The following is a 20,642-nucleotide window of genomic DNA, read 5'->3' as shown; positions in this document are numbered from 1 at the left end:
ATTTTTTATTTTAAATGGCTTGAATTTCTATGAAATTAAACAAGATATTAATAACAGTTTCAGTTTTATTTATCCCTATACAGTTTTGTTATAGTTTTGCCCTTACTACAGGTGGTCAAATCAAAGACATGGCCCAAAGCTATGCTGAAAAAAAATATAATAGACAATATAAAGTTGAGAGAACTTATGATAGAGGATTATCTGTAGTTTTAGGAGAGTATGTTGATACAGGCTGGTTATCTAGTAAAAAAGTAAATGAATGTACTGTATTTGTGGCTAATCAACTTGATAATAATCTTGTGAATGCTAACCCTACTGTGCCTAGCATAGATGGGAAGTACAACGTGAATAGTGATAACTGTGGTGAGAATATACTAATGCCGAAAATCAAAAAGTACATAGAAAGTAACTTTATAAAAAATTACTATAGCTTAGATACTATAAGTCTTCATTTAAAAATAAGCTATAACTCATCAGAAAACTATCGTGATCTTGAAAGATTGTCTTATAAAAATAAACGTACTTATGAAATATTTAATCAAGACAATAATTGGCTATTAAGTGCAGAAGAATGGTTTGCTAAATATAAAGGCCAACTTAAAGTTAAAAGTATTGTTATAGATATTTATAACCAACCTAAAAATCCTATGAGTATGACAAAAGCAATAGAGTTTGGCTATAATCTTGATTCTTATTTACGTTATTTGACAGATAGTAATAATATACAAGGGCTTTATATTCACGTAACTTCTTTAAGTTCTCAAGAGCTGAAAGATAAAGGTGGTTCCAAAACTAAAGTTGAATTATCAAAAGAACATCCTAGAGGAGTTATTTATAATTACTATTTTGGTATAGCTAATGCAAAAAATGAGCCACTTACAAAATCAAATATATTTGAACATGCCTATCTTACAGATTCTAATAGTGAAACTGGTTACATACTTGTTAAAGATTCAAAATACTATCAGCCGATTGAGAAAATATTAGCTAAAAAATAAAAGCTATTGGTTAATAAGCTACTAAAGTTTATAGAAATGAATATATTAAGCCTGTTGTAACGATATTTACAGATGTATTGTTAAAATTTCTGACATAAATATAATTCACACCAACACTTAAGTTATCGATAAATTTAACAGGTGTTCCTAAGCTAATAGGGAAAATTACAAATCCGGTTTGAGAGTTATCATTATTAAGATATGATTCAGGAGCATTATTCGCATTGTCTATATTGAGTATATTATTATGACTAAGGCCAGCTCCTACACCAGCACTTAAATTTAAGTAATTATTTATTTTATAATAGTATTTTAAGATGCCCATATAGTTATTATTGACTAATGTAGTAGAATACTGCTTAGATATGGCAGCAGCATAGCCAAATTCAGCTCCAAAGGATTCTGTAAATCTATATCCAACAGTCGTAAATACTATACCACTGGGAGATCCAGCCGTAGCTTGCCCCCATCCTCCACTAACTCCTACAAATGGTGCGGGTTCGAAATCTTTACTATTGATATCATCAAAGTTATATACGTTGTAATAGCTTTTTTTATCAAGTATATCCTCATCATGGAGAGGTTCTGAAGCAAAAGAAAAGTGTGATGTGATCAAAGCTATAATAGTATAAAAAAATATCTGAATCTTATAATAAATTGTAGTCAATTTTGACTCTAATAATTTACCAAGAATAGTCATTCTAGAAATTCATAGAATATCAGTTATTTTTATCACATATTATATGTGTGCCTTGACAAGCTTTTGAAATATAAAAAGTTGGTTTTATATTAAACTTCTCAAAATAGTTTTTTTCTAAGTACTTTGTATAACTCTTCAAAAGTTTAGTTGGTAAAAGGTGTATAGTTGAGCCTCCAAAGCCACCGCCAGTCATTCTAGCTCCATAAACTCCAGTAAAACTTTGAGATAGCTCGACTAAGTAATCAAGTTCATTACAACTAACTTTATAATCATTTTTTAAAGAGTTATGAGATTGGTACATTAAATTACCTAAATCATTCCAATCTTTACTTATCATTGCATTAGTAGCATCTATTACTCTTTGATTTTCTGTGTAGACATGCAATGCGAGTTTATAGTCTTCGTTATTAAAATTAGTTTTAGTATGCTCTAATTTTTGTATGTCTAGCTCACGCAGTGATTTTATATTATTAAATTTAGCTATATCTTCACAAATTTGACGACGTTTGTTATAGGCAGAGTCTGCTAGATTATGTTTGATATTTGTATCACAAATAAGCACCGATAGATTGTCAAGTTCAAAAGGTATGTTCTTACAATGATTATCATTACAATCAATCATTGTTGCAGCATTCTGCTCTGAAAATAAACAAGCCATCTGATCCATAATTCCACATTTTGTACCAATATATTCATGCTCGACTTTTTGAGCAATTTCTGCAAGCTCAAGTTTAGAGATGTTTAGTTTATAGATCTCATTATAAGCATAAGCTAATGCAGTATTTAAAGAAGCAGATGATGAAAGACCAGCTCCAAAAGGTAAATCACTAAAGATATAAATATCCGCACCTCTGATATCTTTATGGAAATCTAATTTAATTATATTTATAACGCCTTTTATATAGTTTTGCCATGTGTTTGATACTTCTTGGTTTATTTCACTGATATTAAAAGAAGTTGAGTCATCAAGATTTTCACTATAGACATTTACAACATTATCACTTCTTGTTGCTATAGATATAAAAGTACCTTTGTTGATAGCAAATGGCATTACATAACCACTATTATAATCAGTATGTTCTCCAATTAAATTTACTCTGCCAGGCGAGAAAAAAACTTGGGGAGTTCTATCATAAAGTTTAATGAAACGATTGATTAGATTATTTTTGATACAGTCCATCATAATTATAGCTCTCTTAAAACTTGTGCTGCTAGCTCTGGAGTAATATCTCTTTGCGATTCTCCAAGCATTTCAAAACCAACCATAAATTTTTTAACTGTCGCTGAACGCAACAACGGCGGATAGAAATGTGCATGAAGTTGCCAGTAATCAGATTCTGTAGCATTTATTGAACCGTGCCAACCCATTGAATATGGGAATGAAGTGTCAAATAGTTTATCGTATTTCACTAATAATGTTTTAAGAGCATTGGCAAGTGATCTTCTTTGCAAATTATTAAGATGATTAATATGAGCGCATTTGAATTTTGGTAGCAATAATGTTTCATAGGGCCATGTTGCCCAAAATGGTACAACGATTAACCAGTCATCATTTTGATAAACAATTCGGTCTTTTTCATTTATTTCTCTATTAGTATAGTCTAACAGCATATTAGACTTGTTTTTCTCAAAGTATTGTTGTTGCGATTTATACTCTTTTTGAGCCTCTGTTGGTAAGAAGTCACAAGCCCAAATTTGTCCATGCGGATGAGGATTTGAGCAACCCATAATTGAACCTTTATTTTCAAAAACTTGCACCCACTGATATTTTTTACTGAGTTCACTAACTTCGGCTGCCCATAAATCTACAACTTTAGTTATATCTTCTTCTTGCATTGATGCCATTGTCAGATTATGTTTAGCAGAAAAACAAACAACCTTAGCAATACCTGTAGCACCACTTAATTGAAATAAATTGTCATTTATTTCAAGTTTAGGGTCTATCTTTTCCTTAGAAAGTGCTGAGAAATCATTCTCAAATACAAAAGTTTCTTTGAAGTCAGGATTTACTTCTCCATTTGCTCGAGTATTAGTTGGACAAAGATAACATTTATCATCATACTCAGGAAGGGTGTTCTTTTGTGTTTCTTCTGATTGACCTTGCCAAGGTCTATTCAGTCTGTGAGGCGACACTAATACCCATTCGTTAGTCAAAATGTTTTTACGACGATGGGAGGATTTTAGTTGTGAGACTGTAGTCGAAATCTTCATTTATAATTAAAAAAATGTTGTTTTGTATTTTGAGTATAGTATATCATGAGTAATTGGAGTGTTTAGTAAAAATTAATGTAGGAAATTTGTATGCAGAGTGAGAAAAAAATAAATTTTGTAGTCATTCGTGTGGCTATAATAGCAGCACTTGCTGGTTTACTTTTTGGTATGGATATTGGGTATGTCAATGGTTCATTACATTTTATATCCCAGACATTTGATTTAAGTGTTGCTGAGAGTGGTCATGTATCTAGTGTATTGTTGCTAGGTGCTGCTTGTGGAGCGTTATGTAGTGGCTTTTTGTCAAAGCACTATGGACGTAGAAAAGTTTTATTAATTGCAGCTGCTATATTCTCTATATTTACAATCGTGGGTATTTTAGCTCCAAATTATGAAGTCTTTATTTCATCAAGATTTGTTTTAGGTATAGCAGTAGGTATAGCTTCATTTATAGCTCCATTATATTTATCTGAAATTGCTCCAAAAGAATTTAGGGGAGCGCTTATAGCTTTGTATCAGTTAATGATTACTATTGGCTTATTTTTGGTTTTCTTGACAAATTCCGCATTAGAAAGTACTGGTTCATGGAGAATAATGTTAGCTGTATTAGCAGTTCCATCTGTGATAATGTTTTTTGGGTGTTTGACGTTACCAAGAAGCCCAAGATGGCTAGTTTTAAAGGGCAATAATCAAGAAGCAGCATTAGTTCTTAAAAAGATAAGATCAAGTGAAGCTGAAGCTCTAGAAGAGCATGAGGAAATTAGGCAAACAACTCATACAGGAGTTAGTGTCTTTTCACTACTTAAGAAAAAGTTTTTTATAAAAGTAGTATTACTAGGTATTGCTTTACAGGCATTTCAACAGTTTACTGGTATGAATGCTTTTATGTATTATTCAACAGATATTTTCAAACTAGCAGGATTTACTAATCCTTCAACATCAACAATAGTAATTGGTTTACTGAATATGTTGACTACGTTCTTAGCTATTAAGTATGTTGATAAGTTTGGACGTAAACCTATTTTATACTTTGGATTAAGTTTACTTATTACATCATGTCTTGTAGTAGGATTTATATTTAAAGCTCACTTTGAATATGGCCAACCAATGGTTTTATCTCAAACACTACAATGGACTGCTCTAATTTTCTGTTTATTGTTTATTTTTGGGTTTGCTATATCTATGGGGCCTGTAATTTGGATTTTATGTTCAGAGATTCAGCCTATCGAAGGTAGAGACTTCGGTGTTACAGCTTCAACTATGAGTAACTGGATTTGTAATGCTATTATTGGTAACTTTGCATTAACTTGGCTGACATTTCATCCAGATAGTACATTCTTTGGATTTGCTATATCTTGTATAATTTGCGTTTTATTTGTGAAGTTTTTTGTACCAGAGACAAAAGATGTATCTCTAGAGGAAATTGAAAATAATCTAAGAGCTGGCAAACGTCTAGCTAAGATTGGTAATTAATTTGTAAATTATTGAGTAACTAGTGAGGTTAAAGTATGGATGCTCATCAAGAATATAGAAGAATAGTTTATTTGATAGCGGCAATAGCAGCATTAGGCGGGTTGCTATTCGGTTTAGATCAGGGGTTTATTGGTAATGCTGGTGACACTCTCAATAAGCTTTATGGTTTAGACCCAAATGCTGCTGGTAGCTTCAATGCTATATTAGCAACAGGAGGTATTTTAGGTACTATTTGTAGTGGCTTTTTTACTAGATTCTTTGGTAGAAAAAATACATTAATGATTGCTGGATTTGCTTTCCTAGTAGGTGCTTTGATTTCATCTTTTTTGCCACCTATTGATATATTAACTTCATGTAGATTTTTACTCGGTTTTGGAGTTGGTTTGGCATCATTTGCTACTCCGTTATACCTTGCTGAAACAGCACCGACTAAGATTAGAGGAGCAATTTCAACACTATTTCAGCTAATGATAACTTTTGGTATATTTTTGATTTCTCTGACCAATATTATTATTGTGATGTGGTTGGGGTATCAAGAAATTTCATTAACTATGATGTTTAGTGTTATTACGTTCTTCGCATTTTTGATGTTTGTTGGGTGTTTTTTCTTACCTAAAAGTCCAAGATGGTTATTATCAAAAGGTAGAGACAGTGAAGCTCATAAGGTTCTTTCAAGACTAAGGGCTGCTCATGAGATTGATAAAGAAATTGCTGAAACCAAAAAAGTTCTTAATACAGATCATGGTTCAGTTGTAGAGAGTCTAACTAAAAAATATTTCTGGAAAATATTGATCGTTGGTGTAATTATTCAAATGTTCCAACAATTGGTTGGTATTAATATGATGATTTATTATGCACCTCATTTTTTATCTGATGTTGGACTTAATGTATTAGTAGCAGCTCTTGCCGTGTATTTGGTTAACTTCTTATCTACATTCCCAGCTATAAGATGGGTCGAAAAATGGGGAAGAAAGAGGTTGTTAACAGTCGGTGCTATTGTGATGATGTCTTCATTGATAGTGTCTGCTATATGTTTTTACTTCATTAAGCATACTCAAGATCCAGCTGATTTTATCAAATATGTATTGCTTATATCTTGTTTGGTATATATTTTTGGTTTTGCTTGCTCATGGGGACCGGTTGCATGGACCCTTTGTTCTGAGATTTTCCCTATTAAAACTAGAGAGATAGGTATGACAGTTACAACAGTTGTTAACTGGACATTTGCAGGATTTGTGATTGCAAATTCAAATGTTATTATGACAAAAGTAGCATTTGGTGATGTTATCATATTCCTAGTTTATGCAGCATTTTGTTTAGCAGCTATATTTTTCTTAAAAATGTTTGTACCGGAAACTAAGGGCACTAGTTTGGAAAAAATTGAAAATAATCTTATTTCAGGTAAAAAACTTCGTGACTTAGGTCATTAGTCGCTTCTTAATAAAGTTGTATATTTCTACCAAATAATGTATCCTAAGCTTTGTAATTACTAATAGTTAAATCAAAAAATAAGGAACTATAATTATGAAAGCTTCAGCTAGACATTTATTAGTACAATCAGAGTCTGAGTGTCAACAAATTAAAAAAGATATATCTGAAGGTAAAATAACTTTTGAAGAAGCAGCTAAAAAACATTCTTTATGTCCATCAGGAGCTAGAGGTGGTGATTTAGGTACTTTCTCTCAAGGTCAAATGGTTCCTGAGTTCGATAAAGTTGTATTCAACGATGAACTTCACAAAGTTCACGGTCCTGTTCAAACTCAATTTGGTTATCATTTATTAGAAGTTACATCTCGCGGATAATTTTAAATTTCTCAAAATTTTCAAATTATTAAATAAATTTCTCATATAAAAATTTACGGACAAAAATGAATTCTGAAACTAAAAAAGATTTTAGTCAGCTTGGGCTGAATCAAGATATTATAGACACTGTTATAAAATTAGGATACGAAAATCCAACACCTATTCAACAGTATGCTATTCCATATATCTTATCGGGTAGAGATGTGCTTGGTCAAGCACAGACGGGTACAGGTAAAACAGCAGCTTTTGCATTACCTTTAATAAACAATATGGATATGGAATCTCGAGATAGAGCTCCTCAAGTATTAGTACTTGCTCCAACAAGAGAACTAGCTATACAAGTAGCAGAACAGTTTGAGGCTTTTGCTAAAAATATACCAAACCTAGATGTTACATGTATCTACGGTGGTCAAGAATATGGTTCTCAAATAAGAGCACTTAAGCAAGGAGTAAAAGTTGTAGTTGGTACTACTGGTCGTGTGATGGATCACATCGAAAAAGGTACATTACAACTAGATAATTTAAGAGCATTAGTATTAGATGAAGCAGATGAAATGCTCAGAATGGGCTTTATTGATGATGTTAGATACGTTCTAAGTCATGTATCAGATGAGTGTCAGAGATTGCTTTTCTCAGCGACTATTCCTACTGATATAGCGGATATTATCCAAGAATATCTAAGAAATCCTTGTAAGATACAAGTAAAGGCAAAAACAAAAACAGCAAATACTGTGACACAGAAGTTCATGGTTATTAAAGGCTTTAGAAAAATAGATGCTTTAGATAGATTGCTTGAAGTTGAAGAAACTGACGGAGTTATTATATTTGTTAAAACTAAAACAAGTACCATAGAAGTAGCTGATAATCTAAAGGCTCTTGGTTATAAAGTCGCAGCGATAAATGGTGATATGCAACAATCTCAGCGTGAGTATATAGTTGATCAATTCAGAAGTGCTAAATCTGATATCTTAGTGGCTACTGATGTAGTTGCCAGAGGTATAGACCTTGAGCGTATTAGTCATGTGATTAATTATGATATGCCAAATGATACAGATACTTATGTACATAGAATTGGTCGTACAGGTAGAGCAGGTCGTGAAGGTACATCTATCTCTCTAGTTCCACTAAAAGAAATGAGATTTTTGCGTACTTTAGAGAGATTTACAGGCTCTCCAATGCAAGAAGTATTTATGCCAAGTGCCAAAGATTTAGCTCAAAGTAGAATCGATCACTTCAAAACTAGAGTCGCTTCAGCATTAGATAAAAACAAGTCTTTGGATAAATACAAAGAAATTATCACGGGTATTCGCGATGAATTAGAGTTAGATTCAGATGAACTTCTAGCAGTACTTACTTTATTAGCACAAGGTAAGAAGTCGTTTTTCCCAAGAGAAATTCAAGCTAGAGATGACAGATCTCAAAGAGATAGGAATTCTAGAAATAATCCTAGAGATGGTCGTAGAAATGATAGATTTGAGCGTAGAGGTGAGCGCGGTGATAGAAATAACCGTTTTGAAAGATCAGATAGAAAACCTCGTAGAGCTGTAAATATTGATTTGACGACATATAAACTTGAAGTTGGTCACGATAATGATGTTCAGCCTAGAAATATTGTTGGTGCAATAGCTAATGAGGGAAATATTGATAGTAAGCATATTTGTAATATTTCTATTCAAAAAGATCATACATTAGTAGATCTTCCAGCTAACTTATCTCCAAAAGTTATCAGTCATCTCAGAAAAGTTTGGGTTGCAGGTAAAAAATTAAATCTTACAGCTAGATAATACTGATTTCTTACATTCTCAAATAAATAATTTCTTGTGTATTATTCTATTTACTGATCTAAAGTTGTATAATTCATCGGACTATCTATACAATAATTTTTTCTATAAATGAGTAACTATATTTTTATAGTTTCTGCGCCTTCTGGTGCTGGCAAAAGCTCCTTACTAAAAGCTTTTTTAGAAACTGAAATTGGCAAAGAAAATTTTGCTGTGGCAACATCACATACAACCAGAGATCCTCGGATAGGTGAAACTAATGGTAAAGAGTATCATTTTGTTTCAATTATAGAGTTTGAAAAGATGCTAGATGCTAATGGCTTTATTGAATATGCCAAAGTTTTCAAAAATTACTATGGCACATCTAAATCTGAAATAGATAAATTACTTGCGCAAGGCAAAAATATAATTCTTGAGATTGATTGGCAAGGTGCCCAACAAACAAGATTTATATATGGAAACAAGGCAAAGAGTATATTTATTTTACCTCCATCTATGGATGAGTTGAGAAAGCGTCTAGAAATTAGAAACACAGACTCTAAAGACATTATAGACTATCGAATGAGTCAAGCAGAGTCTGAAATCTCTCATGCAGGTGAGTACGATTATCAGCTTGTAAATGATGATTTTAGTCAATCATTAGAACAACTATGTAAATATTTCGAAGAAAATATCCAAAGCTAATAACTAAGGAGACATTTGGATGTTAAATCAAAAACTTATAAAAGACAAAATATCACAAGCTAGACAAGAGTTACCTAGTTTGAAAATAAAAGATACTGAAAAGCAACAATATATGCATGAAATACAAGAACTATTGAAGCAGCATAATGCTTGCTTGGTAGCACATTATTATGTTGATGCAGAAATACAAGAGTTAGCAGAAAAAACTGGTGGTTTTGTTGGCGATTCACTTGCTATGGCAAAGTTTGGTCTTGAAAGTGAATGTGACACTCTCGTGGTTGCAGGTGTTAGATTTATGGGTGATTCTGCTAAGATCCTCAGTCCTGAGAAAAAAATTCTTATGCCAACTTTAGAAGCTGAGTGTTCGCTAGATTTAAGCTGTAGTAATGATGAGTTTAAAAAGTTTATAGAAGCTAATCCTGATAGGGAGGTTGTTGTATATGTTAATACATCTGCGGAGATTAAAGCTCTAGCTGACTGGACCGTGACATCATCAAATGCTTTGGAAATATGTTCACATCTGCATAAGCAAGGTAAAAAATTACTTTGGGGACCTGATAGATTTCTTGGAGATTGGATTATAAAACAAACTGGAGCTGATATGCTACTATATGATGGTAGTTGCATAGTACATGAAGAGTTTAAGGCACAAGCGCTTGATGATCTGATGCTTGAATATCCAGATGCTGCGGTTTTGGTACATCCAGAGTCACCTGCTGAGATTATAAAAAGAGCTGATGCAGTAGGATCAACTTCTCAATTAATCGCTGCAAGTAAAGAGATGGACAATGATAAGTTTATCGTAGCAACTGATACAGGTGTGTTTTATAAGATGAAACAGTTATCACCGCATAAACAATTTATTCCAGCACCTACAGCAGGTCGTGGTGCAACATGTCAATCATGTGCAAAATGTCCATGGATGAAGCTAAATCAGCTTAAGAATCTAAAAGATTGTTTGATTAATCAAGATAATGAGATATTCGTAGAAGAAACAGTGCGCCAAAAAGCTCTTATTCCTCTAAACAGAATGATAAATTTCTAAGGAAGTATTATGTCTGAAATAATGTTAAATACTAATCAGATTACTAGTGTTCCAGAGAATGTTATTAAAAAATTAGTAGCAGAGTCTTTAGTCGAAGATATTGCAGATGGTGATATTACTGCGCAGCTTGCCGAAGATGTAGATACGACAGCATTTTGTATTACACGTGAAGATATGGTTTTATGTGGCCAAGAGTTTGCTAATGAAGTTATAAATCAAGTGGATAAAAATATCCAGATAATATGGTTTTATGATGATGCAGACAAAATATCTGCTGGTGAGAAGATTTTTGAGCTTAGGGGTAATGCTAGGAGTATTTTAACAGCAGAGAGAGCAATGCTTAATTTTATTCAGATGCTTTCTGCTACAGCAACAGCAACAAATAATTTAGTTAAATTGATTGCTGATCATAAGACAAAGCTTCTTGATACGCGTAAAACTATTCCATGCTTTCGTATGGCTCAAAAATATGCTGTTACATGTGGTGGTGGATTTAATCATCGCATAGGCTTATTTGACGCATATTTGATCAAGGAGAATCACATCCGCTCAGCTGGCGGCATTGCAAAGGCTGTTTCAAAAGCTGCTCGTTTACAACCTACAAAAACTATAGAAGTTGAAGTGACTAATCTTGATGAGTTAAATCAAGCGATTCAAGCTGGTGCTAATATCATTATGCTAGATAATTTCTCAATCGAGGATATAAATAAAGCAGTCGAGATTGCTAAAGGTAAAGTAGCGCTTGAGGTATCAGGTAATATAGACAGTAACTCTATAGTGAAGATGGCTCAAACGGGTGTGGATTTTATATCTGTTGGGGCAATTACTAAACATATTACGGCGATAGATTTATCCATGCAGGTTCAATTATAAAAATGATTACTAGAAAACATGATGTAGTTATAGTTGGCGGAGGATTAGCTGGTATAGTAGCCACTATTGAGTTAGCTGAGCATGGATTAAATGTGGCTTTGATTTTTGATCAAAAATTAAGTCATAGCGCAAGCTCGTATGCTCAAGGTGGAATCGCAGCAATAGTTTCTGAGGAAGATACCATACAATCACATGTAAACGATACATATATAGCTAGTGGTAAGATTGCAAATCTTGATAGTATTACAAAAGTAGTGACAGAATCTAACTCCGCAATATCGTGGTTAGAAGAGCATGGCGTAGAGTTTGATAGGAAGTCAGATGGTGAATATAGCTTACATTTGGAGGGAGGGCACTCCTTAGCAAGGATTTTGCATATTAAAGATTATACTGGTCGAGCTGTTATTACTAAGCTGTACGAAAATCTTGATAGATTAAAGAATATCACTATATATTCTGAACATAATGTTACTGAATTGATTAAAAAAGATAATAAATGTATAGGCTTATATACTCATGACGTAAATCATAATGTGACCAAGTTTATTGCAAAGAAAGTAATGTTGGCTTCAGGAGGTGCATCAGGGCTATACAAATATGTAACTAATGCAACAGCTGGCACTGGAAACTCTATGATAATGGCTTATGATATTGGTTGTGAGCTTGAGAATTTAGAATTTACACAATTTCATCCAACATGTTTTTTTGCTCGAAATGGAGATCCTGTATTAATATCAGAGGCTATTCGTGGTAGTGGAGCAGTACTAGAAACTGAGAAGGGCTTACGAATAATGAAGTCAGTCCATGAAAGACAAGACTTAGCTCCTAGAGATATTGTTGCACGACAAATATACATAAATATGCAAGCTGGAAGAGATATTTACCTAAATGCTACTCATTTGAGCTCTAGTCAATGGCAAGAAAATTTCCCGTATATATATCAGAAGTTATTAGATAATAATACTGATCCTACAAATGATAGAATCCCAATATCTCCGGCAGCGCATTATAGTTGTGGAGGGATTAGTGTAGATAAATATTCTCAAACAAATATCGATGGACTTTATGCAGTTGGAGAGGTTTCTTGTACTGGTCTTCACGGAGCAAATAGGCTTGCGAGTAATTCTCTACTAGAGTGTATTGTGTATGCACTTGCAGCTAGTAAACATATTTTAATAAATATAAAAGATACTTATCTAGAGGACAATCAACAGTTAAAATTAGCTGAATCTCATTGTGATTATACAAAACAAATCACTCATATACGCCAGTTAATGTGGGATAGTGTTGGATTAGTTAGAAAGCAAAATGAGTTAATAAATGTCTATAAAGAGCTAGAAGTATTAGAAAAATCTATTGCCCATAATTATGATTTAGAAAATTACGATTTAAAATTAGAGGCTTATCGTAAAGTAATCAAGTTAGCTAAACTTTCTGTAGAACAAGCAGTAAATAGAAAATATAGTGTAGGAAGCCACTTTCTTAGGTCTTAATTTTTAAATATTAATTGTTTTATTCTAATCACAGTTACTCCAATTAACATTGCATATATAAAATTGATGAAAATAGGAATAACATAGCCAAAAGAATACATAAACACACCATCAAGAAAGACTAAAGCTTGCTCTGGAGTTTTATCAAAATATATAGCAAACCATTGTATAAAATTTTCACTAAAGAATAACTGATTTGCTACATGAATTTTTGTAGTAAAGATAATATTGCAAAGAGCTCCAACAAATATTCCAGGATCAGTTAGTAAGTGTCTATAATCTATACTACTAATTTTTATAGTTTTTGTATGAACAATTTGTAAATGATTATATTCACATAAAACAAAAACTATCAGAAAAATAATAATGTAGATTTTAAAATTAGTGGGAGGTAGTTTGTTTAACAAATATAGCTTGATTATTAAAGTTACTAGAATGCAAAATATAAAAGAGAAAATATATATTTGTGCACTTAAGTAAGAGGCTAGTATTAAAATAAACGAACAGAATATCAACCAGTTAAATAATCTAAGTAATTTTGGTTTGATAATATTTGCATGATCTTCTATGTTATCAGAGCTTTCAGGCTCTGAAGAATCAGTAGAAATTTTACTTTTAAAAAACATAAGGCAATTAATTAATTTTTTACATATTATGGGCTTTTAAAAGTTTTTGTAAACCATTATAGTATCTTTACTATATTAGGAGTTTTATTATATATGAAAAAGTATCTATTAATGTTGGTGAGTATATCAATATTTGGTATGTCATTTGCAATGACACCAAGTAGCTTTATAGCTAAACCTACAGCAAGCAAATATGAGTCTGAAATTATGCACGCCGATGAGCAAATTATAAAGAGTATAGCTGAGCGACAGGAGTTAAGAAGTAAGATGTTGGATTTACAAAAAGAGCAAAACTTACCAGATTCAGATCCGTTCCAAGATAAGGACTTAGAAGCTACGCGTACAAATTTTGCAATAGAGTATAATGTTAATCCTAAACTTGTGGATGAGATTTTTAGTATTTTGAACTCTCCGGATCAGAATACACCAAAGTAGTTTTTAAATAATGTATATAAGAGGTGATGGAATGTCGATTTATGACTTTAAACTAACTAAAAACGATGGTTCGGAATATTATTTACCGAAAGATAAAGTCCTTTTGATAGTTAATGTTGCAAGTAAGTGTGGTTTTACTAAACAATACAGGGGACTTCAACATTTGCATAAAATACATCCGGATTTAGAGATAGTAGCTTTCCCTTGTAACTCATTCGGGGGGCAAGAACCTGGTAGTGATGAAGAGATTAAAAAATTTTGTGAAACTAACTATGATGTTACTTTCCCAATAATGAAAAAGACAAAAGTAAATGGTAAAGATGCTGAACCTATATTTGAATATCTCAAGGATAAGGCAAGAGGCGTACTAGGTACAGAACGTATAAAATGGAATTTTACAAAATTTTTAGTATCAAAAGATGGTGAGACTGTCATTAGATATGCGCCTAAAACAATTCCTGAAGATCTAATATCTGATATCGAGAATTTTCTTAAAGATTAAGTTCAAAAATCTGTATAATTTATTTATCTCTGTTTTAAATTCTAAAATATGATTTCAACTTCATTATCTTATATATCATCTTTATTACTTATATGTAGTCTTATAGTTTTGTTATCAAGTAAATCAAAATCAAAATTATTTGAATATTTTCCAGCGATTGTAATTATTTATTTTGTCATAGTAGTACTTTCAGCTATGGGATTTTGGGATTCAAAATCTTCAGAAATTATTCAAACAAGATTACAGCTTCAAGACTTAATATTGCCTGTGATGTTATTTTTGATGCTTATTCGCTGTGATATTAGAGTAGTTATAAAGCTAGGTAGAAAATTACTTATAGCATTTTTTGGAGCTACAGTAAGTATCATGATAGCTTTTATCATAATGTACTTGACTGTCGGTAGGCACATATCATTAGATGTTTGGAAAGGGTTCTCAGCTCTATCAGCAAGTTGGATGGGTGGTACTGGTAATATGATCGCTGTTAAGCAAGCTCTAGGTACTCCTGATAATCAGATGGGCTATATACTATTGACAGATTCTATTAGTTATTCTATTTGGTTTGCTTTTCTGTTTGCGCTAATTTCTCGATCAAATATATTTGATAAATGGACAAAAGCCGGATCTATTGAGGAACATATACGCAAAGTAGATATCAATAACCCTTATGATGTCAAAGGCGATATTAACTTTGTTGGAATATTTGTATTAATTGCAATGGCATTTACTGCTACTGATATAGCAAAGATTTTATCAAGTTATTTACCAGCTACAGATTTAATATCTGCTAAGACTTGGACAATACTGCTAGTAACACTATTTGGGTTTGTAGGTGCTATGACTCCATTAGCCAAAATTAGAAGTGATAGTATTATTGCAAGTATCTTCTTATATTTTTTGGTCGCACTTATAGCATCAGGCTCAAGTTTCAAAGGGTTTTCTCAAGCACCGATATACATAGTTTGTGGACTTATGGTTCTTGTTATTCATGCTATACTTATGGCAATAATTGCCAAGATATTTAGGCTGAATTTAGCAATATGCTCTATTGCCTCTTTAGCAAATATTGGTGGAATAGCAGGAGCACCTATATTAGCAAGTGCATATACTAGAAGTTTGGTATCTATCGCAGTTGTTATGGCCTTACTTGGGTTTTTGATTGGTACCCAAGGTGGATTAATTGTAGCTAAGATACTTTCAGGATTTGCAATATGAGTAAGATAATTGATATAAAAACATCTATTATCAAAATACCTCTTAAAAGAACATTTATAACAGCTGTACGAAGTACAAACCATATTGATTCCTTAGCAGTTGAGTTAACTTTAGATAATCGAGTTAAAGGTTATGGTGTAGCTCCAGCAACCACAACGATTACTGGAGATACGTTGCAGGGTATGCAATATATTATTCGTGAGATATTTGCTCCAGTGATACTTGGCTCAGATTTATCTGATTACAAACAAACTTTAGAACTAGCTTTTAAAAAAGTGATGTTTAACTCCGCTGCTAAAATGGCTATGGATTTGGCGTATCATGATTTATTAGCCAAAGAACAAAATATATCTGTTGCTAAATTACTTGGAGCTAAGGCAAATTCTATAGTAACTGATGTTTCTATAAGTTGTGGAAATGTTGCAGAAACTATACAAAATATTCAAAATGGTGTCGAAGCTAACTTTACGGCTGTTAAGGTTAAAACAGGTGCTGATTTTAATAGGGATATCGAGTTGCTTAAAGCTCTTGATAATGAGTTTAGTAAAAACATTAAATTTAGGTTTGATGCTAATCAAGGTTGGAATCTAGCACAAACAAAGCAGTTTATCGAGGAGATAAACAAATATAGTTTAAATGTAGAGATAATCGAGCAACCTGTTAAATATTACGATATAAAAGCAATGGCAGAGATTACTAAATTTAGTAATATTCCTGTAGTTGCAGATGAGTCAGTATTTGATGCCAAAGATGCAGAACGAGTTATAGATGAACAAGCATGTAACATGATTAATATTAAACTTGCAAAAACAGGTGGTATTTTAGAAGCTCAAAAAATCAAGAAATTAGCAGACAGTGCAGGTATATCATGTATGGTGGGGTGTATGATGGAGTCACCAGCAGGTATTTTAGCTACAGCGAGTTTTGCATTAGCAGAAGGTATTACAGTAGCTGATCTTGATCCTTTAGACTGGGTAGCTAAAGATTTGTATAGTGATTATATTACATTTAATGAGTCTAATATTATTCTAAAAGATAATCTAAATGGTTTTGGTTTTAATCTCTAAGTAGTACATATAACGATGAGTAAAGATAAAGTTGTAATTTTGGTACATGGTTTTATTAAAAATAGTAAAGACATGTCATCTTTAGCTAATTTTTTGAAAGATGGTTATGATGAGGTTATAGCAGTTGACTTACCAACGACATTCGTAAGTATTGATATAGCAGTTAATAAACTATGTCAAATTATAGAAAATATTCCATTATCAAAGTCGTTAATATTTGTAGCTCATAGTATGGGTGGGATAATATCATGTATGACTATTGATAAGTTACAGCTTACGAATGTTGAAAAGTGTGTATTTATAGCTTCTCCATTTGCTGGCTCAAGAGTTGCAAATTTCGGTGACAGGATTCCATTTTATTCTAGAGTGCTAAAACCAAATAAAGATCTCAAAGTAACAGACAAGTATTTAGAAATTTGTAATCGAGTAGCAGACAAAGTATCAGTAGGTCTTATTGCTGGTAATAAGTATTCAAAACTTAATCTCTTAGCAAGGTTATGTCTGAGAAGTGAGCATGATGGTTTGGTAGAGGTATCATCAGTGTTTTCTATAAACAGTCTTGACAGAATTACTCTAAATAAAAATCATAGTGAAATTCATCATGATGAGGAAACTCTTACTAAAGTATCTTTTTTCTTAAACACAGGTAGTTTTTATCTTAAAAATTAAGTTATCTAGTATTAAGAACGAGGCTTGCACGCGAGATTCATTTCAGGCTCTGAGAATGAATTGTGACCCACCTCATGAGCATATCTACAATTTTTACTATTAAGCTGGGTAGCTTCAAAGAATTTATTATCATTAGTGTGTATTGAGAATCCTTGATTAAACAAGATTATAGATGTGATCAATAGAGCTGTTTTTTTCATTTTTTTTCCATCAAATTTTAATTTTATTGGTATTATGGCAGGTAAATTATATATGTAAAACTAATGATTTTTATATTTCATATTAGTTTAACTTATAAATGGATATTGATTTAGAGATCTTTTATCTGATCATATATCATGCTGGATACTAGATAGATAATAGATAGCCATTAATATACAATGATTTAGTCGTAAAAATACAAGGAGATGTATATGGATAAAAAGAAAGTTCTTTGTATAGGATGGGAGCCAAATTCTGTTGATTACTCCAAATATCCTGGTATGGATCCCGAAAGGCTTCGTAGTGTACTTGAAGTAGATTTACAAAAGTTAAATGATATTGGTTATGATGCTCAAATGGGATATATAACTAGTGAAGAATCTGCAGTTAAAGAGGTTGTTGATCTACTTTCCAATAGAAGGTTTGATATTGTTCTAATAGGTGCAGGTGTACGTAAAGATGATGATTGTTTTTATCTATTTGAAAAATTAGTGAACGTAGTTCATCAATATGCAACTACTGCAAAAATTTGTTTTAATACAGGACCAACGGATAGTGTACAAGCGGTTCAGCGCTGGGATTTATAACTTACTCTAAAAGGTATTTTATGATATCAAAAGTTTTATCTTTCACTTATTATATTTATAGACTTAGTAATTTTTAGGATTTTTAAAAGTGTATTTCTTAACAGAAAAACAAAACCGTGAAATTGAAGAGTATGCTATTTCTCAAGGATTAAATCTAATCGAAAATGCTTCAGATGAAATTGTTAAATTGATTAGTGCTAAGTTTGATAAACAAAGTAAAGTTTTAGTAATAGCGGGTTCTGGTAATAATGGTGGTGATGGAATTGCAGCTGCGATCAAGCTTTTAAATAATGGCTATAGTGTTGATGTTTATAGAGTTTTTGCTAAGGGAAATCAAGACAACCGAAACTATTATCAAAAGTTTTCAAAGTTAAAGGCTCCTTTAGATAAATTGCTGGATATTAATAATTATGATGTCGTAATAGATGGAATATTTGGCATAGGGCTAGATAGAGATTTACAAGGAGATATTTTAGAACTTGTTAAAGTTATAAATCAAAATTCAAAATACACATTAGCTATAGATGTACCGAGTGGATTAGGTGCTTTTAATGCCAAAGTATATGGTGAGGCAATCCAAGCTAATGAGACAATTACATTCTTAGCAGATAAGCAAGGGCTACACACAGGTGATGGTTTAGATTATGCTGGTCAGGTAACTGTCAAAGAGCTGATTGATAATCAAAATATCAATATTACTCAATCGGAGTATCAAGTTTACAAAAATGATATTCAAGATATAAATCTTGATAATATCCTTAGGAAAAAGAAAAATACCAATAAAGGTACTTATGGAAATCTAGCTATAATAGGTGGTAATATTGGTATGAATGGAGCTTTGCAATTAGCTGGTAGAAGCTCGCTATATAGTGGCTGTGGTAAGGTCTCGATGATATCTTTAGATAAAGACTTTCGTGCCGATATGTCTATACCTGAGCTAATGACAAAATCTCTAGAAGATATTCCTAAAAATCTAAATACTTTCTCAGCTTTGGTAGTAGGTGTTGGTTTTGATACAACTGATGACTCTCAACAAGTTTTGCAGTTAATAATTGATAATTTAACTCAACCAGCAATTTTTGATGCAGATGCCCTAAATATAATCTCAACTAATCAACAAATTAGAGAAAAATTTATCCAGTTAGAAAATAAAATAATTACACCACATCCTGCAGAAGCAGCAAGACTACTTGGTTGCACTACCAATGAAGTCCAAGATGATAGATTTGTAGCAGTTAGAGCGTTAGCTAAAAAATATAACTCCACAGTAGTACTAAAAGGAGCTGGTAGCTTAATTTATAAATCTGATGAAATCTATATAAATGCTACAGGCAATCAAGGTATGGCAGTGGCAGGGCAAGGAGATGTGTTGTCTGGAATTATTGGAGCGTTCTTAGCTCAAGGTTTGGATACTCTATCAGCAAGTAGATTAGCAGTATATGTTCATGGTTTAGCTGGAGGTAATATCGTTAAAAGACTAGGTGGCTATGTTGGAATATTTCCTAGTAGAGTAGCTGAGGAGATTAGTATTATTTTGAATAATTATTAGTTGTCAATAAGTCATTTTTAAAACTCTTATCCAAAATCGTCGACACATCATCATGAAATCTCTCTCTTTTTTGCTGTGTAGATCTACCACAGAACAACTCAGCGAATCTAGTAGTTGGCCATTCAGCATCGACATGTACAGCTCCACTAACTTTGATAAGAGTATTATCTATTAGACTTGTTATGAAGTCTTTGTAGTTATTATTGGCATTACATGCGCTTGCTGGGGCAGCTATTATATAGGTTGGGCAATTTATTTTCTTGGCGGCTTGAGAGCCAAGATTGCCTACATCTACAGGGTCTAATCCTATCCAAAGCTTGACCCTAGTACTCTCTGATGTCGCTATCAAAGTAGCTAATCCTCCAGCGGAGAAACCAACCAAAGCAAGATTATTATTTATAATGCTTGTATAGCCGGTATTGTTATAGATATAGTTTATTAGTTCAGATATAAATTTAGCATTTTTAGTATGATTAGCCCAAAATGGTAGATTAGGCACTACTACAAAATATCCATGGCTAGCTAGGAAATTCCCCCAACCAGACATATTATCTTTTGATCTTGAGAAACCATGTACGACTATAACTACTGGTAAATTTCGATTAGATTTTTGATAAAAAATATCGTAGTTGGAACTCGCAATATTTAGAGAAATATTAGCCGTTTCTTTGATAATTTTAGATGAGTTTTTGCTATCTTGAGCATTTGACATACTAAAAGAAAAAAATAT

Annotated in this window: 22 protein-coding genes; 16 read left to right on the top strand and 6 right to left on the bottom strand. The window is 32.4% G+C overall.

The annotated features are described in order from the left end of the window. Window positions 1-29: 29 nt before the first annotated feature. The gene (locus tag F7308_RS07450; protein WP_013923250.1) at window positions 30-998 is read left to right on the top strand and encodes a hypothetical protein; all 969 of its coding nucleotides are present in this window, start codon (window positions 30-32) and stop codon (window positions 996-998) included. Between the two features lie 28 nt (window positions 999-1,026). Here F7308_RS07450 and F7308_RS09905 read toward each other — a convergent pair whose 3' ends face one another. The 3 genes from F7308_RS09905 to F7308_RS07435 are packed head-to-tail and all read right to left on the bottom strand — an operon-like array spanning window position 1,027 to window position 3,909. Next, the gene (locus tag F7308_RS09905; protein ID WP_198006045.1) at window positions 1,027-1,665 is read right to left on the bottom strand and encodes an outer membrane beta-barrel protein; all 639 of its coding nucleotides are present in this window, start codon (window positions 1,663-1,665) and stop codon (window positions 1,027-1,029) included. A gap of 52 nt (window positions 1,666-1,717) precedes the next feature. Further along, window positions 1,718-2,881, bottom strand: a complete 1,164-nt coding sequence (gene galK / locus F7308_RS07440) for a galactokinase (protein WP_013923248.1) — start codon at window positions 2,879-2,881, stop codon at window positions 1,718-1,720. A gap of 2 nt (window positions 2,882-2,883) precedes the next feature. After that, a complete protein-coding gene (locus F7308_RS07435) occupies window positions 2,884-3,909 on the bottom strand; it encodes a UDP-glucose--hexose-1-phosphate uridylyltransferase (RefSeq protein ID WP_013923247.1) in 1,026 nt (341 codons plus the stop codon). Window positions 3,910-3,999: 90 nt separating this feature from the next. On the opposite strand from F7308_RS07435, the gene F7308_RS07430 reads away from it, so the two are divergent. The 8 genes from F7308_RS07430 (at window position 4,000) to nadB (ending at window position 13,061) form a co-directional block, all read left to right on the top strand. Further along, a complete protein-coding gene (locus F7308_RS07430) occupies window positions 4,000-5,382 on the top strand; it encodes a sugar porter family MFS transporter (RefSeq protein WP_013923246.1) in 1,383 nt (460 codons plus the stop codon). A 35-nt stretch (window positions 5,383-5,417) separates the two neighbouring features. Further along, the gene (locus tag F7308_RS07425) at window positions 5,418-6,812 is read left to right on the top strand and encodes a sugar porter family MFS transporter (RefSeq protein WP_013923245.1); all 1,395 of its coding nucleotides are present in this window, start codon (window positions 5,418-5,420) and stop codon (window positions 6,810-6,812) included. A gap of 94 nt (window positions 6,813-6,906) precedes the next feature. Further along, the gene (locus tag F7308_RS07420) at window positions 6,907-7,185 is read left to right on the top strand and encodes a peptidylprolyl isomerase (RefSeq protein WP_013923244.1); all 279 of its coding nucleotides are present in this window, start codon (window positions 6,907-6,909) and stop codon (window positions 7,183-7,185) included. A 65-nt stretch (window positions 7,186-7,250) separates the two neighbouring features. Continuing rightward, window positions 7,251-8,969, top strand: a complete 1,719-nt coding sequence (locus F7308_RS07415; RefSeq protein WP_013923243.1) for a DEAD/DEAH box helicase — start codon at window positions 7,251-7,253, stop codon at window positions 8,967-8,969. A 108-nt stretch (window positions 8,970-9,077) separates the two neighbouring features. Continuing rightward, window positions 9,078-9,650 (top strand): guanylate kinase, encoded by a 573-nt coding sequence (gene gmk / locus F7308_RS07410; protein WP_013923242.1) that lies wholly within the window; start codon window positions 9,078-9,080, stop codon window positions 9,648-9,650. Window positions 9,651-9,669: 19 nt separating this feature from the next. Continuing rightward, window positions 9,670-10,695, top strand: a complete 1,026-nt coding sequence (nadA, locus tag F7308_RS07405) for a quinolinate synthase NadA (protein ID WP_013923241.1) — start codon at window positions 9,670-9,672, stop codon at window positions 10,693-10,695. A gap of 9 nt (window positions 10,696-10,704) precedes the next feature. Beyond that, window positions 10,705-11,568 carry a carboxylating nicotinate-nucleotide diphosphorylase gene (gene nadC / locus F7308_RS07400; RefSeq protein WP_013923240.1) on the top strand — a complete coding sequence of 288 codons (864 nt, stop codon included), beginning with the start codon at window positions 10,705-10,707 and terminating at the stop codon, window positions 11,566-11,568. A 2-nt stretch (window positions 11,569-11,570) separates the two neighbouring features. Next, complete coding sequence (gene nadB / locus F7308_RS07395) at window positions 11,571-13,061, top strand: L-aspartate oxidase (protein ID WP_013923239.1); 1,491 nt, start codon at window positions 11,571-11,573, stop codon at window positions 13,059-13,061. Here the strand turns inward: nadB and F7308_RS07390 are convergent. Continuing rightward, window positions 13,058-13,687 (bottom strand): hypothetical protein, encoded by a 630-nt coding sequence (locus F7308_RS07390; RefSeq protein ID WP_013923238.1) that lies wholly within the window; start codon window positions 13,685-13,687, stop codon window positions 13,058-13,060. The genes nadB and F7308_RS07390 overlap by 4 nt on opposite strands. Window positions 13,688-13,780: 93 nt before the next feature. Between F7308_RS07390 and F7308_RS07385 the strand changes: the two genes are divergently transcribed. From F7308_RS07385 to F7308_RS07365, 5 genes are read left to right on the top strand one after another with little or no spacing between them, the layout of a single operon-like run. Continuing rightward, on the top strand, window positions 13,781-14,122 hold the full coding sequence (locus tag F7308_RS07385; protein WP_013923237.1) for a chorismate mutase: 342 nt from the start codon (window positions 13,781-13,783) through the stop codon (window positions 14,120-14,122). 31 nt (window positions 14,123-14,153) lie between these two features. Then, complete coding sequence (locus F7308_RS07380) at window positions 14,154-14,624, top strand: glutathione peroxidase (RefSeq protein WP_013923236.1); 471 nt, start codon at window positions 14,154-14,156, stop codon at window positions 14,622-14,624. 48 nt (window positions 14,625-14,672) lie between these two features. After that, window positions 14,673-15,839: a DUF819 family protein gene (locus F7308_RS07375; RefSeq protein WP_013923235.1), complete on the top strand. Its 1,167-nt coding sequence runs from the start codon at window positions 14,673-14,675 to the stop codon at window positions 15,837-15,839. Next, complete coding sequence (locus F7308_RS07370; protein ID WP_013923234.1) at window positions 15,836-16,906, top strand: dipeptide epimerase; 1,071 nt, start codon at window positions 15,836-15,838, stop codon at window positions 16,904-16,906. The genes F7308_RS07375 and F7308_RS07370 overlap by 4 nt, the downstream gene beginning before the upstream one ends. A 15-nt stretch (window positions 16,907-16,921) precedes the next feature. Then, window positions 16,922-17,575, top strand: coding sequence for an alpha/beta fold hydrolase (locus F7308_RS07365; RefSeq protein ID WP_013923233.1), 654 nt, complete (start codon window positions 16,922-16,924; stop codon window positions 17,573-17,575). A gap of 11 nt (window positions 17,576-17,586) precedes the next feature. Here the strand turns inward: F7308_RS07365 and F7308_RS07360 are convergent, their stop codons facing one another. Further along, a complete protein-coding gene (locus tag F7308_RS07360; RefSeq protein ID WP_041263765.1) occupies window positions 17,587-17,775 on the bottom strand; it encodes a hypothetical protein in 189 nt (62 codons plus the stop codon). 213 nt (window positions 17,776-17,988) lie between these two features. Here F7308_RS07360 and F7308_RS07355 point away from each other — a divergent pair, with 213 nt between their 5' ends. Together F7308_RS07355 and F7308_RS07350 are read left to right on the top strand one after the other, a co-directional pair. Further along, on the top strand, window positions 17,989-18,363 hold the full coding sequence (locus tag F7308_RS07355) for a hypothetical protein (protein ID WP_013923232.1): 375 nt from the start codon (window positions 17,989-17,991) through the stop codon (window positions 18,361-18,363). A gap of 88 nt (window positions 18,364-18,451) precedes the next feature. Then, window positions 18,452-19,912, top strand: coding sequence for a bifunctional ADP-dependent NAD(P)H-hydrate dehydratase/NAD(P)H-hydrate epimerase (locus F7308_RS07350; RefSeq protein WP_013923231.1), 1,461 nt, complete (start codon window positions 18,452-18,454; stop codon window positions 19,910-19,912). Here the strand turns inward: F7308_RS07350 and F7308_RS07345 are convergent. Further along, window positions 19,893-20,624, bottom strand: a complete 732-nt coding sequence (locus tag F7308_RS07345) for a dienelactone hydrolase family protein (RefSeq protein ID WP_232215344.1) — start codon at window positions 20,622-20,624, stop codon at window positions 19,893-19,895. The two genes, F7308_RS07350 and F7308_RS07345, sit on opposite strands and share 20 nt — an antisense overlap. Window positions 20,625-20,642 lie beyond the last annotated feature (18 nt).

It is taken from the genome of Francisella salina, from assembly GCF_000219045.1.
GTDB lineage: Bacteria > Pseudomonadota > Gammaproteobacteria > Francisellales > Francisellaceae > Francisella > Francisella salimarina.
This window is presented reverse-complemented; position numbering and strand designations above follow the sequence as displayed.